Consider the following 17069-nt stretch of genomic DNA (forward strand, 5'->3'; position numbering starts at 1 on the left):
ATAAAGTTAAGAAAATTATATAAATTAATTGTTATTAATGTGCCTTCATCGCCCTAAGATGCTACACAACGCCAAACACTTGCTATTTACTATTTAGTTTTGTTTTAATGCAGTCACTATAAGGAAACGTTTGTATGCGCTAGCGTTCAGAGTTCGCCCATACAAATAATTAAACTTACTTTTTAACAGGCATTCAAATGATCTTAAACAAAATTAGCCAAGCAATTTTACTCTCTGGCGTCGTTTTTCTTAGTGCATGCTCAGAGCAAGCCCCCTCTTCGACCGAAGCCACAAGTGTAGAGCTTGCTCAAAAAAGTGCCGCACAAGCTGGCCCAGATTTAATTAACATTGATAAACAACGTTTAGATATTTACACCGACTTTAGCCTCGAAGCCGACCTATCTCATTTAAGTGAGAATCAAAAAGCCATGGTAGCTAAGCTTATCGACGCTTCTAAAATTATGGACGATCTATTTTGGAAGCAGGCTTTTGGCGATAATAAAGACGCTTTTTTAGCAAAGCTGAGTGATGAAAAAGTACGTAAATTTGCTGATATTAACTACGGCCCATGGGATCGTTTAAATGGTGATGAACCATTTTTATCAGGCTACAAAGAAAAAGCCCTTGGCGCGCAATTCTACCCAGCCGACATAACAAAAGAAGAACTAAATAATGCCGACGTAGATGATAAAAAAGGCCTTTACTCATTAATCAAACGTGATGAGCAAGGTAATCTTTACAGTGTGCCTTATTCAAAAGAATACGCGCAAGAGTTAGCTAAAGCAGCTGACTTATTACGTGAAGCCAGTAAACTTGCCGATGATAAAGAATTTGCCAATTACTTAAACCTACGTGCTGATGCACTTCAAAAAGATGATTTTCAGGGTTCTGACTTTGCTTGGATGGACATGAAAAATAACCCAGTTGATGTGGTTATTGGCCCAATTGAAACTTACGAAGATCAACTCTTTGGCTACCGCTCTGCTTATGAGTCGTATGTACTAATTAAAGATTTAAAATGGAGCGAGCGCCTTGCTAAATTTGCGGCCTTTTTACCAGAGCTGCAAAAAGGTTTACCGGTAGATGCTAAATATAAGCAAGAAGTGCCAGGCTCAGACGCCGATTTAAATGCTTACGATGTGGTTTACTACGCAGGTCACTCAAATGCGGGCAGCAAAACTATTGCTATTAACTTACCAAACGATGAGCAAGTACAGCTTGAAAAAGGCACTCGTCGCCTGCAGCTTAAAAACGCAATGCGTGCAAAATTTGATAAAATTTTAGTGCCGATTGCTGAGCAGTTAATTGTACCTGAGCAACGTAAGCATATTACTTTTAACGCCTTTTTTGCCAATACCATGTTCCACGAAGTCGCTCACGGCCTAGGTATTAAAAACACCATTACAAATAAAGGCACTGTGCGCCAATCATTACAAGAGCACGCAAGCGCACTTGAAGAAGGTAAAGCCGATATTTTAGGTTTATACATGGTTGAGCAGTTACTTAAAAAAGGTGAAATTACCGAAGGTACATTAGAAGATTACTACACCACCTTTATGGCAGGTATTTTCCGCTCAGTACGCTTTGGTGCATCAAGCGCACATGGTAAAGCTAACATGATCCGCTTTAACTTTTTTGCTCAAGAAGGCGCCTTTTCTAAAAACGAAGAAGGTTTCTACCGTGTCAATATGGAAAAAATGGGCGTGGCTATGGCTAAACTTTCGCGCTTAATTTTAACATTACAAGGTGACGGCGATTACGAAAAAGTAGATCAGCTAATTGCCACCCATGGCGATATTAAAGAAGAGCTTGCTAAAGACTTAGAAAAACTAAGCCAAGCTAATATCCCTGTAGATGTAACCTTTAAACAAGGTAAAGACGTGCTAGGCCTTAACTAACCCAACACGTAATACTTTAATAAAGCGCTGTAGATTATAACTGCAGCGCTTTTTTTAGCGCTATTATTTGCTCATCTGTGTATGGTTTTGCAGGGAACTTACCCCACACCGGAGCAGGCCATGCTGCATCAGTCGTAAAACGTGCAATGTGATGAATATGTAATTGCGGCACCATATTACCCAAAGCGGCCACGTTTAATTTATCAGGGCTAAACACTTGCATAATAAGCTTGCTGAGTTTGGCCGACTCTTTTAAATATACAACTTGGTCGTCTTCAGACAAATCTATAATTTCTTTTAAATTAGGTTTTCTGGGTACTAATACAAACCAAGGGTATTGGCTATCGTTAAGTAATAGCACTTTACATAAAGGCCAATCTGCCAGTTCTATACAATCGCGCTTAAGCTCTGGGGCAAGTTCAAAAGTGGGAGTTGTCATCATCATATCCTAGTTAGTCTTTAATAATGGCCACTTTATAGCATTTATTTGCAGTTGCACACGCTTAGCTTTACCATTTAATACACTATTTATAATAAGCTAAGGCAATCTTGTGCTAAAAAAAATAAAATACCTAACCCTCGCACTCCCACTTGCTGTTGGTGCACTGAGCGCGCAAGCAAAACCATTATCACTAGAGCGTATTTTTGACGACCCGAGCCTGTCGGGTAAAGCCCCCGTACAACTTAAATTTTCGCCAGACGGTAGCCGCGTAACTTACCTGCAAGGCAAAACCGACGATTACAACCGCTATGATTTATGGGAATACAACTTAAAAGATAACACCAACAGAATACTGGTTGATTCTGCAAAGCTGTTTTCAGGCCCTGAAAACCTCTCTGATGAGGAAAAAGCACGCCGCGAACGCCAACGTATTTTTGGTAAAGGTATTTTAGAGTACAAATGGTCTAAAGACGGCAAAGCCCTATTATTTCCACTTAATGGCGATCTGTATTATTACGAGCTAGCGTCTGGTAAAAGTAAAAAACTTACCAATACAGAAGCGTTTGAAACCGATGCCCGCTTTTCTCCTAAAGGTAACTATGTATCGTTTATTCGCGAGCAAAACCTTTACGCATTAGCACTTGATACTGGCAAAGAAATACAACTAAGCAAAGATGGCGGCGGCGTTATTAAAAACGGCATGGCCGAATTTGTAGCGCAAGAAGAAATGAGCCGTATGACCGGCTACTGGTGGGCTGGCGATGAATCTAAAATTGCATTTACCCGCGTAGATGAAACCCCAGTAAAAGAAGCTATCCGTAACGAAATATACGCAGACGAAGTAAAGCTATTTAACCAACGTTATCCATTTACAGGTACCGACAACGTTGAAATTCAACTTGGCGTTGTATCTTTAAATAATCAAAGCGTTGACTGGATTGATTTAGGCGACGATAAAGACATTTACATTGCCCGTGCTAAATGGCTAAAAGACAGCACAACTCTTTCGTATCAATGGCAAAATCGCTCACAGCATAAGTTAGAACTACGCTTTTACAATAGCGATACTAAAACGCAAAAAGTCGCATTAACTGAAAACAGCGATACATGGATCAATTTAAACTTTGATCTGCATTTCTTAAAAGACAAAAAGCATTTTGTTTGGGCTTCTGAGCGCGATGGTTTTAAACACCTTTATTTGTACCGCACTAATGGCCAGCTAATTCGACAAATCACCTCAGGAGACTGGGTTGTTGATAGCTTAAAAGGCGTGGATGAGAAAAAAGGCATAGTGTACTTTGCAGGACGTAAAGACACCCCGCTTGAAAGCCATTTATACAGCGCACCACTGTTTAAAAAAGGCAATATAAAGCGTATCACTGAACAAGGCCAATACCACAAAGTAGTAATGGCAAAAGACAGCAAAACATTTATTGATAACAGCTCATCGGTAAACAAGCCTAACTCGGCGGCTCTTCGTAAAGTAAATGGCGAATTTATCACATGGCTTGAACAAAATAAGCTTGATGATAGCCACCCACTAACACCTTATTTAAGTGATTTAGCAACTCCAGAGTACGGCACAATTAAAGCTGAAGATGGACAAGTAATGCATTACCGCTTGTTTAAACCAAGTAATATTGCAGACGGTAAAAAGCACCCAGTCATTGTTAATGTATACGGCGGCCCACATGCACAGCGCGTAACAAATAGCTGGCGCAGCAAAAACTTATACTTTCAATACATGGCGCAACAAGGTTATGTTATTTTTCAGCTCGATAACCGAGGCTCTTACAACCGTGGTAAAAAGTTTGAAGACGCTATTTACAAAAACTTAGGTGTTGTAGAAGTAGCAGATCAAATTAAAGGCGTTGAGTTTTTACGCACGCTTGATTACGTAGACCCACAACGCATTGGTATTTATGGCCACAGCTACGGCGGGTACATGGCCCTAATGACCATGTTTAAAGCGGGCGATTACTTTCAAGCCGGTGTATCGGGTGCACCAGTGACCGACTGGGCGCTTTACGACACCCATTACACTGAGCGCTACCTTGGGCACCCAAAAACGAATGCCAAAGGCTACGAAGACAGCGCCGTATTTCCATACGCTAACGGCTTAAAAGGCCCATTAATGATTTACCATGGCATGGCCGATGACAACGTGTTGTTTACCCACGCCACTAAATTATTTAAACAACTACAAGATAACGAAAAACAGTTTGAAATGATGACCTACCCAGGCTCAAAACACAGCTTACGCGGTAAACAGGTGCAAACACATTTACACCAAACCATCACAAACTTCTTTAATCGACATTTTGATGATAAATAATCATATGACGACTAAATAGACTAAAGGCTGATTGAAAAATCAGCCTTTTTTTTGTCTTAATGGTGCTTACACCTAGCTTAAACTCGCTTTTTTACTACCATTAAAACAAGCACATTGAGTGTACACACATAAGGATCAATTTATGCTAAATTTAAGGCGTTTTAGTATTTTTCAGCGGCTGTCATTACTTGTTGGCATAGTTATTTTTGGCTTAATTGTATTAAGTATCTCTAGCTTAACTCATCAATATAGCTCACTAAAAAACGAGCAATATCTAAAAACCCAAAATGTGGTAGAAACGGCATACAGTGTTATTGAGCATTTCCACCAGCTTGAACAAAATAATACACTCACACAAGCACAAGCTCAAACGCAAGCACTTGAGGCCATAAAAGCGCTGCGCTATGACAAAACAAATTATTTTTGGGTAAACAACTACCAACCCAAAATGGTAATGCACCCAATAAAGCCTGCGCTTAACGGTAAAGACTTAACTAATAATAAAGACCCCGATGGCAAAGCACTTTTTGTAGAAATGGTTAACATTGTAAAACAACAAAAAGAAGGGTTTATTCCTTATAAATGGCCAAAACCAGGAAAAGAACAGCCAGTAGGTAAAGTCGCATTTGTAAAAGGCTTTAACCCGTGGCAATGGATTATTGGCTCAGGCGTATACCTAGATTCAATAGATGAAGCGTTTAGTGAGCAGCGTAATCTAATCATAATTAGCGCCTTAGTGATGATTATTGCTGTCATTGTATTAAGTTACTTTATTGGTAAAAGTATACTCACGCCGACTCGCCTTGCCGCAGAAATGATGAAAAACATATCGCAAGGTGAAGGTGACTTAACCCGTACGCTAAACGAGTCGGGCAATGATGAAATATCCGAGCTGTCACGTTCTTTTAATTTATTTGTTTTAAAAATGCGCGAGTCGTTAGTACATGTATCGCACAGTGCAGATGATGTAAGCCGACACGCTCACACAGTTGATGAGTCTAGTAGAACAAGCCATTCCTTCATTGAGCTACAAAACGACAGTTCTACACAAGTTGCCGCCGCCATGGAGCAAATGACGCACCAAATTCATGATGTGAGTCGCAATGCCGAAGCCGCTGAACAAGCCGCCAACGATGCAGCACACAATGCTTCAACCGGTAAAAATGTGGTGGCCAGTACCATTACCGCCATAGAAACACTCTCCAGTAATATAGAAACAGTGAGCCAAGTAACTGAAGATTTAGCAAACGAAAGTAATAACATAGGCTCTGTGCTTGATGTGATCAGAAGTATATCGGAGCAAACAAACTTACTCGCACTCAACGCTGCTATAGAAGCGGCTCGTGCAGGAGAGCACGGCAGAGGCTTTGCAGTTGTTGCCGATGAAGTACGTACACTCGCAAGCAGAACCGGGCAAAGCACAGATGAAATTCAAACCATGATCACCAAATTGCAAGAAGGCGCTAAAGCAGCAGTAGAGGCGGTAAAATCAAGCCAAGCACTGTCGGTGACGACTGTAGAGCAAGTTTCATCTGCCGATACATCGCTCAATGAAATAGAAAGGCTGGTATCCATAATTACCGACATGAACAGCCAAATAGCCCGTGCCACCGAACAGCAAACGCAAGCCGCTGACGAGGTTAATTTACGTATTAACGAGCTATCTCAATCAACCGAGCAGTCGTTAAATAATACCAAGCAGCTTACCGATGCCAGTGACAACCTTAAACAAAGTAGCCAAGGGCTTTCGAGTGTGGTTAATCGCTTTAAGTTAAAATAATTTAAAAACAAAAGCCCTGAATTAACAGGGCTTTTTTATTACATAAGCGTTTTTAGCTTATACCATTTCGCATAATTAAGTGATCTATTTTTAGGATGGAAAAACGTGTTGATACCTAGGCAAAAAATTTTCTATTTAGTTGTAAATGAAAATTTTTACCACAGATAGCGACACGTCTAGCCCCTAAAATGATTAGGTATTATTGCAAGTTGGTATTACAAACAGTAGCGTGCAAATAAGCTGGTTACTGATGCAGCAGTTGGCTTGCCATGCTGCCAATCACCGCCTTCAACACCACTACCAGCAATGTCCATATGTACATAAGGAAGCGGCTGCTCAGAGTCGTTACCGTGTTTATCAAGTCCGCCAACAACGGCTAAAAACGCCATAGGGAATTGATGCCCGCGAGCGGTAACCGCAGAAGCCGCATTATTACTTGATAAAACATCATCAGCTAAGGTACGCGGTTTTATAAAGTCGTAGTCTTCACGGCGAGAGCGAGAAACCTCTGCTGCATCTGCCCATAAATCACCGCAATCCGCTATTTGACGAGACGTATTAGCACTGCGTGCTGGGCCGTTTTCAACATACGCACCGTAAGGTCCCATAGCACGTGCCGCATGGCCTGTAAGAGTGGCTACAGTAAATAGAGTTGGGTTAACTTGTGTTTTAGCCAAGTCTTTCATTTCGCTAAGTAGGTCACCCATAGCTAAACGCCCTTCGGCATCGGTGTTACCAATGCGTACGCGTACGCCTTCACGACTAGTAATTATTTCATCTGGTACAAAACAATCTGAACCAATCGAATTGCGAACCACCGCTAAATAAGAAATCACTTTAACGCCTTTTGGCTGATAATCAGCAACCGCTTTCATAAAGCCCGCTACAGATGCAGCACCGCCTTTATCGCGGCTCATACCTGCCATGTAACCGCCTACTTTTAAATCGGCGCCGCCGGTGTCGTATACTAAACCTTTACCCACAAACATTAGCGTACGCGTTACTTCACCCTCTGGTACGTACTCTAGTTTTACTACGCGTGGGTGGTGGCGCTCAACCGCATAAGATGCGCGCGCAACGGTGCTAAGCATAGGGTAGTTTTTATCTATTGTGTCTATGTCGTCAATCACATCAACTGCCACTGTAGAGCCTTTGAAAAGCTCAACACAGTAATCGGCAAAGCGTGGTGGCGCCATACGTTCAGGCTCAGTACCGCATAAATCGCGCGCAGCATATTGGCCTGCAGCAATTGCGTTAACAGCTTTTACTGTTTGCTCACTCGCATCAATTAAACCAATTTGCGTAATTGGCTCAATACTTTCACCGTGGTATTCACGCGCCTCTAAAGGTTGCCATAATGCTTGGCATGCACCTAAATACGCCACCTCTAATGCATGCTGGTAACGCGCATCCGTATGTAATTTAGGTAAGTAAATAGCAGGGTTTACACTGCCCGCGGCTTTTGCTTCGTTAATCGCGAGTTTGGCGGCATCAAAGTAGCGTCTTACATCATCGTAATCGCGATTAAGCGGCCCTGTAGGTGCTAAAACAACGCGTAGATTATCAATTACTAAAAACGTAACTTGTTTACCAATACGAGAGTCTACTTTAGCCTGTGATTCAATGGCATCACGTAGTGAGTTATTCGGAAGTTGAGAAAAGTCATCACTAATTATAATAAGTGCATCGTGAGAAAATGCTGCAAAGCTTGCACTGAGTGATTGTGCAGCTATCGCTTGAGGATATGCCATAAGTAAAGCTCCTGTTAGAAAACATAAGGGGCTATTATCGTTGATATAAAAACACAAAACCAGCCACCTGCGATGAGCTCATTTTAATCTGGCAACTTGGTGTTACACTCAAGTACACTCTAATCTAGAATGCTCAATTGTAGATTTAAATTAGGTTCATTTTTAACACCCACCCCTATGCCTAGTAAACGCACCGGTTGCTGCATACCCCGTTGATACGCTTTTGAAAGTAGCTCAGTAAAAATAGCTGTGTTTAATTGATGATGAGCTTGATCGGCACTGGTCACCACAAAATTTGCAAATTTCACTTTTACGCTTAATTTATTTATACGATTTTGTAGCTGTTGTTTATTAAGACGCGCTGTCAGCTCTTCCAGTAATTTAGGCAACTGATCTAGACACTCTTGTAAGCTATTTTTGTTGTATTCATAAGTATGCTCAACACTGAGTGATTTACGTACTCGCTCGGTTGTTACTTTACCAATGTATTCGCCAGCACATTTTTGATAAAGCGATACACCAAAATTCCCCACATGCTGTTGCATCCAATTCACACCTTTCTCGCGAACATCTTTACCTGTATACAATCCTTTTAAATTAAGCTTTTCAAGGGTGACCTTACCCACACCAGGTATTTTACCCAGCGGCAAATTATTTAAAAACGAATCAACTTCATCTGGTAATACAACGAACTGGCCATTGGGTTTGTTTTCATCGCTAGCAATTTTCGCAATAAACTTAATGGGAGCAACGCCTGCAGAGGCAGTGAGGCCAGTAGCGTTGAAAATATCGGCTCTAATTTGTTGAGCAATAAGCGTAGCACTACCTTTAAATGCCGAGCTATTGGTGACGTCTAGGTAGGCTTCATCAAGCGACAAAGGCTCTATTAGGTCAGTATAACGTTTAAATATAGCCCGTATTTGGTTAGAAATTTCTTTATAAACAGCCATTCGCCCAGGCACAATAACTAAATCTGGGCATAATTGTTTGGCATGATAGTTAGACATAGCCGAGCGTACACCATATTCGCGCGCTTTATAGTTTGCTGTAGAAAGCACGCCTCGGCGACTATTACCACCAATGGCTAAAGGCACATTGGCAAGATTGGGGTTATCACGCATTTCAACCGCTGCACCTGTGAAACTTCGGGTATAAAAACGTAGGCTGACAAATAAAGCTTATTAAAGAAGACATTTCAAACCTACAATGAAAACCTACATTATAAAAACCTCTATATAGTGCTTTAAAGTAAGTCTACACACCTCAGCTTGTTGTTAATCAGTTGTAGTAATTTATGACTAAGGACAGACATACCCCACAAGCTTAAATATAATAATTCTTTTCTTAAGTATATTTAACTAAATTATCTCTGTATAAAAAGCCATGTTGGGAATAATCGCTCTCAATTTTTCATAGAAATCTTTTCTCAAAATTAAATCACAACCTTCTAATTTTGATATATTGGAATCTAAACCAACAAAGGAAGCCCCTTTTCCGATTAAACTTTCTCTCCAGTAACGATATATCAAAACGGCTTCACCATTTTCATTTATGGCTCTGAGTCCGTTATCATGATTATCTACACTCAAGCCTAATATACTCAGCAGTTCACCATTCATCCAAATAACTTGTGCTGCCTCTAAGCTATTTTCATTAAAACAAAATCCTTGGATGATTGGAGTTCCATAACAGTATTCATCTTTCCAAATGTCTTGAGTGCAAGGAAAGCTTTTCAAGGGGTTCATTTTAATTTTCATTGGCAGGCAACCTTCACATACCACTGCGCGATTGCCTCTGGTGTTGCTGCCATACTCTCTAGCTTCAAACTGACGCTCAAATCTAGCAATGACAACAAAATCGTTTAATTCATCAGGAGCACTAAATCCAGTTGATTTATCAAGCGGCTTTACTAAGTTAGGCCTATTAATAAGAGAGTTAGATGTTGCAATCATTGTTCTAACATCTATTTTTCCATCACCTTCAAAAATGACTGATTCTCTATATCGTTGATATAAAAATTCATTTACATGCTTAAAAACTAAATCATAGATATAAGTGTTCGGAGAAAGCATCCCGTTGGATCTATTAATAAAGTGCTCAATTTCATCTTCATTAAAGTTCTGTATTATTACGTTTTTCACGTCGTCCACCCCAACACCTAATGAACTTAAATAATTGATAAATTTAGAATTATTCATTACATTTATGATATTGCTATTCATTACTTAACTCACTAAAAATACTCTCAACTTCATTGTGTATGTACAAGTTTTGCACCCCTATAAGTTTTTTTATCGATGGCTTTATCTCTAGTAATAATGACTTAAGCTGTTTTATTTCAATAGATATAAGCTCAAGGATTGAGGCAATTGTTGAGTGATGAAACATATGAAAGTTATCGAAAAACCAACTAAGGGGTTTGATTAAAAGGTTAGTGTGATTTTTAATTAAGTAGTTTAACGCACAAATAATCTCTCGTTGAACTGATGAATCTAAATTGTTTGCTTTACTAAGGAGCAATGTAATTGCTATTTCATCATCATTCATCTCAGATGTTTCAATGTAATCTAAATTTTCCCATTCAAATTCACTCTCGTCTGGCAACCTACTTTTGATGAAATCAAAACCTCTTTCATACATTGATAAAATACTCTGTTTATCAATGCCTACATATTCAAAAGCGATAATTAGGTTAGCCGTCGTTTTGGATGAATAGTCTTTATTTTGATAAAAAGAATATAAAGCTGACGCTAAACAGTTTTGCGCAATATCTTTATCGATCGTAACAGCTTGGAGTAATGAATCCTTGTCGACAAAACTAGAAAACCACCCGTCTTTTGAATGCACAAAATTGTTAACCAATAACATAACCTTATCTCTATCTGAGAGGGTAATTCCTCCAATCACTCCCCGCAAGTTTGTAAAGTACTCTTGCCCTCTTGGAAATCTTTTTCGGATAAGAGGCATGAGTATTTCATTAGCTAATTCGGTATTATTTTCCTCTTTAAAGAAAAAGTGTAAGTAATTGAGATTGTCGACCCCCAAGAACTCTTGGGAAACTAAATAATCAACTAGATCCTGCGTAGATTTATTCCTTAAGCTATCTTCTTTACAAAGCTGGGTAGTTAGTTTTATAGATAATTTTTCGTTATCAAATGAGTGCGGAGTTCCACCGTTTTTTTCCTTAACTTCCTCTAAATGTAAGTTAAGCCCTAATTTGTGAGCAATATTATTATATTTGCGAACGGTTTTTTGACTCAATGTATCATAAGAGTCATTCCAGTCTCTTGTAGATAGATTAATCATAGATGCTTTGGCTAACTTTTCATCCTTCTTTTCTAAACGCTCAATTACCTCCAAAAAACTATTGAGATATGAATCTTTAATGTTTGTTGGAGTTAATCTATAAAGAAAATTTAAAATACTGGGCTCGACGTTATCGCTATGCTTCAATAAATCCACATACATAAAGTCTAATTTCCAAAAATACCCATTGGTAAGCATTTCATTGATTAAATATTTCGCAGCTAGTTCGAAATCAACTTTTATGAACATTTCAAACCATTCTATAGTTAACCACCTTGTATCCTTGCCATCTTCGGTATGCTTCATAACAGCATCAGTGAGATATTTAAGCTTTTTCGTATATTCTTTAGCAAAACTGGGACTTATGTTATTCAGTGAGGGTAGCGGGTCGATTACTTCTGCTAAATTTCTATCTTTTCGAGATGTGTAGCTAGTTGTTAAATGAACAGCATTTTTAAGCTCTAGCTTAGCATTTTCAATATCCCCTACTTTTGCACGATAAATCGCTTTTTTGAATGAATTATCTGCATGTTCAAAATAATCACTATTTTCTTCATCAAAGCTATCATAAGTCTTTATCAAGAAGTTGATATTGTTCTTATTGATAAATCGCTTCTCTATTATTGGGATAATAGGAAATACAATTTGCCTTCTGATATCAAATATATTCTTCCATGCTACTTGTGAGGTAACGTGCACCAATGCTTGCTCAAAGCTTCTATCAATCAAGTCTCGATTATCAAAGAGAAAACTAGAATACCTCGCTCTAGGAAAGTTAGTCATGTCATCTGCTAATATCGACAAACTTTGAATTATGCTTTCTTCTAATGAAGAGTCCTTACAAGTCTTATCTATGACAAGGTTCCGTATATAAAACTTTATCCAACTGTGAGCAATGAAATCACAAGGAATTGTTTTTTCGAAGCTAATCAAACTATTTAAATCTTTACTTGAGTACAACACTAATTGTTTACAAAATCTAACCAGTTCGTTTTTTTCTATAGTTTCGCTGATGAGCGGCAATGATAATGGCTCAAGAGCCACATTGTTCTCTACCTTTATCGGTATTCTCGTCGAACAATTCTCCCTTTCGAAAAGGTTATTAATGATAAGCCCCGTTGACTCTTTTTCAATGCCCGTAAGTTTGCTATGTAGATCAACTAAATAATCACTGCCTTTGAGTCTAAGTACCTCTTCTAAAAGTATTCTAAGATAGGTTTTATCTTCATGTTGTATTGCTTTGTTTAGAAACGCCAAAAAATCATCATTGGTTTGGTTGAAAAAGCTAATATAGTATTTGAAATCATCTTTCCTTATCTCCCCTGAAAATAGCTCATTTACATCCTCCCAATTAGGAGAATAGTCATGCATTTCTAATACTCGAAATGCTTGCGCTGTAACTGAATTACTATGATTTTTTTCACCATTAAAATATAAAAGCGCGTTTGCTTTTTCTACTCCATAAATCAAGCAAATGGCTTCAAAGTATAGTTCGAAATTTTGTAGGAACTGACTGTGGTGCTCTTCTGAGCTAGTTGTGTTTATTGCTCTATTCAGTTCACTAGCATAAACAAATAGGGACCAGTTTTGTGTTTTTTTGGCGACATTAAGAAAGCTTTCGTAGTTTCTTCTAATCAATGATTCTGAGTGAGCATAATATAAGCTATTTGGTAGAAAGTTGTCAGATGCATATCTACTAATATCCTCATACTTCTTTGCTCGTATTAGGTAACTAAATAAGTAACGGTAAGATTTGTCACTTTCAAAAAAGCATTCACTATTTAGCCAGTCAATGATGAATTTATAGTTTGCATCTAAAGCTTCTTCGATATCAGCTAACTTTTCCATGTTAAATCGTCTGAAACTATCATGGTAAAGCTTTAGTCCACCCCTAGCTGTATTCTCAGAAATGACAGGAGACAGTACTTTCATACTAGAATTGAAATGGTGCTTCACCGGTATTATCTCTTGCAACTCTTTTCTGGTTACAGAAAAATCTAAGCAAGATAAGATTTCCGCTGTTGTGTTATTTTCAATTTTATTTGTTAAGTATTCGTAGTATTTTTTCAGGTTGAAATCATAGGGAGGTAGAGAATGTATGATCTCATCACTTATTACCTCGCTATTTTCTAGCGTTAACAATATATAAGTTAAATAAAGTGGATTACCCTCACTCTTTTTATGAATTAATGCGACGGTATCTGCATTATTGCAATCTAATTTTGTAATTCTATGTTTTTTTGCTAACTCTTTAGTATCCTGAATCTCCCAAGCAGGCAACTGGTGCTCTATATAACTAAAATCCTTTTTAAGAAAATTTAACTCTTCAACAGGCTGGGAGCCTAATACTATTGTTACGTTATCGGGAATACTTACCTGAGATATATTTTCTAGGATTTGAGTTTGTTCTTTAGATAAGCTAATGGATGAATCTAGAACTCTATTAATATGGTCTAAGCCATCTACTATTATTACTAGAGGTTCCTCTATTTTTTGCAAAAGCAGGTTCAGTTCATCTAGATTAGCCGCAAAAGTCTGATTTTTTACGTTAGTTAGCTCTGGATATACTTTTTGTATCCCACTTATTAGATTCCCAAAAAATGTATTAGAGCTGACCCTTCTCTCAAAAAATTCATCTTCAGTACTTGTGAAACAATAATGGCGAATAACATTTATTTCTTTACGTTCTAAGTAATCGATTAGATTGGTTAGAAACCATGACTTACCAGCTCCTGGTTCACCTGATAATATTACTTTCTTGCTGCTTACAGCAAAGTTATAGAATAAACTATATCTACAATCAGACTTTATGTTTTTACTCTGGTCAATTTCAAACTTTTGCTGAAGTTTTCCAAAATCAGTTTTGATGCGTAGAGCTTTCAATACATCTAGAGTTGTCACAACAGCAGAATTGGTTCTATAAATTCCAACCTGTTTAACAAGTCTCACTAAGAAATCAATAGTGTTAATGTCATTGTTTGGGTATTGCCCAATCCCTAGTTTAGTTGCTTGTGAGAGTAATATTTTTTCTAGTTCATGTGGGGAATCAAATTTTAAACTGGCTTTTGGAAAATTAACTTCAATTAGAAGGCTTTCACAAAATGTTTGGAATTCATCTCTATCAATATTATTTTCTTTTACGTATTGTTTTAGGCTATCCCAACGATTAAAATTCTCGGGCTCAGTTTCCCAAAGTTCGTTTATGTCGATCTTATAAACTTGAGTAGGAAATGAGTCGAATGACGATAGGTTTGAAGGCTGAAGGTTTAATACCTTCAGAATATTTTCTTCATTAGGCTCGCCCCAAGCTAAACATAATCTAAATTCAGTATGGGCAGTATTGAGTGCTTTCCATGACTCGTATAGCTTATATAATGCTATCTGTTTGTGACTATCGGCGGAAAGGTAATCTTTGGTTAACCTAACAGATGTTTGTTCATTGCTATATTTTACTTGCTTGCGCTGTACTTTTTCCCCGTTAGTTATAACTAAATCATCAAATCTATCAGGGGTATCTCCTGTCGTATGCTTTTTGTCTATTGAGAAGGTGCTTTCTCGATTGCCATTTAGTATATCTTCCAGTATGAAATAGCTTGTTATTAGATCTTGATAGTCATATCCTTCATGCGCACTATTTAAATTCAAATTTTCCCTCTCCTTGAAGTTTTACAAATTTTTTCCATCGAAAGTTCTTTAGGTATGAAACTTCATCAGCTTAGACTGGAACTTAACTAAAAACTTGATCACTACATAAGTATAAAGCATCCCACTCGAATATTCTGACTTATTACATTGCTGTAAATCCATTTAGACCCGAGACGACTAGAACAAAAACCTTCATGCTTAAAACCGAATCAAGGATTAAAAGTTCCTATTTTTATACATTATCATTCAATTTAATTTTTTCTAAAAATTTGATCTTATCTTTTTTGCTTAGAGAATTAAAAAACAAAACTAGCTCAGCCATATCTTCAGTCTCACAAAAAAAATAATTTAGTGGGACCCCAAGCTTTTCAGCTAACCTTTTCAAAGTCTGAAGATCTGGTGTATGCCTTCCTTTCTCATAATGATTCATACGTCCACTCGCTGAGCTAGGATCCAAACCAATACTAATCCCCAGATCTTTTTGGGATATATTTGCTTTTGTTCTAGCTTGCTTGAGGCGCAAAGGCAGTGGATTGATAAATTCCAAATGTCATTCATTTTAAAAATTTCTAATACTTAGATTCTCTAAGTTTAAATCTATCATGTATACTTAGGATCTCTAAGCTTTATAGGTGATTGATAAGTGTCTAGACCATATTCAGAAAAAATTCGAGACCAAGTATTTAAAAGAGTTTATGAACACGGTGAAAAAGTACAACACGTTTCGCAGGACCTAAATGTATCCAAAAGCACTATTTATTCTTGGCTTAAAGAAAATAATGAGGCAGCTAAAAACTCAAAAGGAAAATTTATTATAAGAAGACTTGAGGAGCAACTTAAGACTGTATCGGAAGATAGGAAAATCTTGATTAAAGCAGCATCAATTTTTGCTCGAGAGCTAAAATAAATAACGCTTAATAGTACAGCTTAGTAGATACTGTAAAATCCGCTTGAAGTAACTTGTTATGCATGACGCACGGCATCTATTAAGTCCATGACTCTTTGTGGAATTTCATGATTTTCTTGAAATTCGCCCAGGACACCACCGAATATTGGCTTACTCATTTTCTTTCCGCCTTGATTCAGACGGTAATCTTCTTGGAAAACTTTCCGTTTTCGTCTTGGCATTCTGTTCTTACAGCTGCAATGGAATCAACATTCCAGTTATCAGGAATGTCTCTATTATGGTCTATCAGATATTGTTCCCAAGCCTTGTACAGTGCCTCATTAGAGAATGCATCCTCAAACTCTTTCTGTCCCACGATATAATTACGAGAAGCAGGAATATCTAAACGATCTATCAACTCAGTTCTATCTAGTCCTCTAAGTGCCTAATATTGACAATACTGCCCTTCAAAACTTTCCAGAATATGGCTGAAAACTAGAAAGGTTTATACAATGATGGAGATTGCTAGTAATGCTGAATTCAATTGCATTACTAGAATCATTGACACTATAGAATGTCTACCTCAACATTTGATAACTCAACCCCTTTAGAGGCTAATGACTCACTGATTTTATCGATGTAATACTCACTCTCTCTTAATTCATTGGATTTTATTGATAGGCTAAGAGAAAAACTTGTGTAATCGGGCCATATCAAAAGCTCCCCTCCGCAATTAGTCTCCTTATCAATCAAAACAACCCCTATACTTTCTTTGGATAATACTTTTTTCTGTAACTCCTCAAAAACTAACTCAAAATCATTTGAGCTAGCAACCCGCCAGTCATACATTCCATCATCTCCCGCTGGGAGGTACGTAATTTTCCCATCATAAGAGGCAGCCCAACCTTGGTGCTCTAAATACTTTATAAATTCTATCGCATCAAAAGGTTTGCTAACTTCAAAATCAATGCTTGTTGTTTGGCTCATATTCGTTAATCCAGATGCTCAAAGTATGTTATCCCTTTT

General features: G+C 37.9%; 11 protein-coding genes. 4 read left to right on the forward strand and 7 right to left on the reverse strand.

What is annotated here, in order from left to right; translation table 11 throughout:
• Positions 1-197: 197 nt before the first annotated feature.
• Entirely contained in the window at positions 198-1898 is a 1701-nt protein-coding gene (locus AN393_RS11770; RefSeq protein ID WP_055015318.1) for a dipeptidyl-peptidase 3 family protein, read from the forward strand.
• Positions 1899-1932: 34 nt separating this feature from the next.
• Here the strand turns inward: AN393_RS11770 and AN393_RS11775 are convergent, their stop codons facing one another.
• Entirely contained in the window at positions 1933-2337 is a 405-nt protein-coding gene (locus tag AN393_RS11775; protein WP_055015317.1) for an HIT domain-containing protein, read from the reverse strand.
• Positions 2338-2449: 112 nt separating this feature from the next.
• Between AN393_RS11775 and AN393_RS11780 the strand changes: the two genes are divergently transcribed.
• Both AN393_RS11780 and AN393_RS11785 read left to right on the forward strand, forming a co-directional pair.
• Complete coding sequence (locus AN393_RS11780; protein WP_055018156.1) at positions 2450-4675, forward strand: S9 family peptidase; 2226 nt, start codon at positions 2450-2452, stop codon at positions 4673-4675.
• Positions 4676-4817: 142 nt separating this feature from the next.
• The gene (locus tag AN393_RS11785) at positions 4818-6455 is read left to right on the forward strand and encodes a methyl-accepting chemotaxis protein (protein WP_055015315.1); all 1638 of its coding nucleotides are present in this window, start codon (positions 4818-4820) and stop codon (positions 6453-6455) included.
• 215 nt (positions 6456-6670) lie between these two features.
• Here the strand turns inward: AN393_RS11785 and AN393_RS11790 are convergent, their stop codons facing one another.
• The 5 genes from AN393_RS11790 to AN393_RS11810 form a co-directional block, all read right to left on the reverse strand.
• Positions 6671-8206 (reverse strand): leucyl aminopeptidase family protein, encoded by a 1536-nt coding sequence (locus tag AN393_RS11790; RefSeq protein ID WP_055018157.1) that lies wholly within the window; start codon positions 8204-8206, stop codon positions 6671-6673.
• Positions 8207-8325: 119 nt separating this feature from the next.
• Positions 8326-9327, reverse strand: a complete 1002-nt coding sequence (gene dinB, locus AN393_RS11795) for a DNA polymerase IV (RefSeq protein WP_055018158.1) — start codon at positions 9325-9327, stop codon at positions 8326-8328.
• A 237-nt stretch (positions 9328-9564) separates the two neighbouring features.
• Positions 9565-10428 (reverse strand): hypothetical protein, encoded by an 864-nt coding sequence (locus tag AN393_RS11800; protein WP_055018159.1) that lies wholly within the window; start codon positions 10426-10428, stop codon positions 9565-9567.
• Positions 10421-15157, reverse strand: coding sequence for an ATP-binding protein (locus AN393_RS11805; RefSeq protein WP_055018160.1), 4737 nt, complete (start codon positions 15155-15157; stop codon positions 10421-10423). Before AN393_RS11805 ends, AN393_RS11800 begins: the two co-directional genes overlap by 8 nt.
• A 232-nt stretch (positions 15158-15389) precedes the next feature.
• The gene (locus tag AN393_RS11810) at positions 15390-15704 is read right to left on the reverse strand and encodes a helix-turn-helix domain-containing protein (RefSeq protein ID WP_055018161.1); all 315 of its coding nucleotides are present in this window, start codon (positions 15702-15704) and stop codon (positions 15390-15392) included.
• 96 nt (positions 15705-15800) lie between these two features.
• On the opposite strand from AN393_RS11810, the gene AN393_RS11815 reads away from it, so the two are divergent.
• Positions 15801-16064 (forward strand): transposase, encoded by a 264-nt coding sequence (locus tag AN393_RS11815; RefSeq protein ID WP_055018162.1) that lies wholly within the window; start codon positions 15801-15803, stop codon positions 16062-16064.
• A 546-nt stretch (positions 16065-16610) separates the two neighbouring features.
• Here the strand turns inward: AN393_RS11815 and AN393_RS11825 are convergent.
• Positions 16611-17030: a hypothetical protein gene (locus AN393_RS11825; RefSeq protein WP_055018164.1), complete on the reverse strand. Its 420-nt coding sequence runs from the start codon at positions 17028-17030 to the stop codon at positions 16611-16613.
• Positions 17031-17069: the final 39 nt, after the last annotated feature.

Origin of the sequence: Pseudoalteromonas sp. P1-25, from assembly GCF_001401805.1 — a bacterium.
In the GTDB taxonomy this organism is placed as follows: domain Bacteria; phylum Pseudomonadota; class Gammaproteobacteria; order Enterobacterales; family Alteromonadaceae; genus Pseudoalteromonas.

Bases quoted from the DNA above. Each gene is read 5' to 3' on its own strand.
- AN393_RS11770 (WP_055015318.1), top strand. From the start codon at position 198: ATGATCTTAAACAAAATTAGCCAAGCAATTTTACTCTCTGGCGTCGTT.
- AN393_RS11775 (WP_055015317.1), bottom strand. From the start codon at position 2,337: ATGACAACTCCCACTTTTGAACTTGCCCCAGAGCTTAAGCGCGATTGT.
- AN393_RS11785 (WP_055015315.1), top strand. From the start codon at position 4,818: ATGCTAAATTTAAGGCGTTTTAGTATTTTTCAGCGGCTGTCATTACTT.
- AN393_RS11790 (WP_055018157.1), bottom strand. From the start codon at position 8,206: ATGGCATATCCTCAAGCGATAGCTGCACAATCACTCAGTGCAAGCTTT.
- dinB (WP_055018158.1), bottom strand. From the start codon at position 9,327: ATGCGTGATAACCCCAATCTTGCCAATGTGCCTTTAGCCATTGGTGGT.
- AN393_RS11800 (WP_055018159.1), bottom strand. From the start codon at position 10,428: ATGAATAGCAATATCATAAATGTAATGAATAATTCTAAATTTATCAAT.
- AN393_RS11825 (WP_055018164.1), bottom strand. From the start codon at position 17,030: ATGAGCCAAACAACAAGCATTGATTTTGAAGTTAGCAAACCTTTTGAT.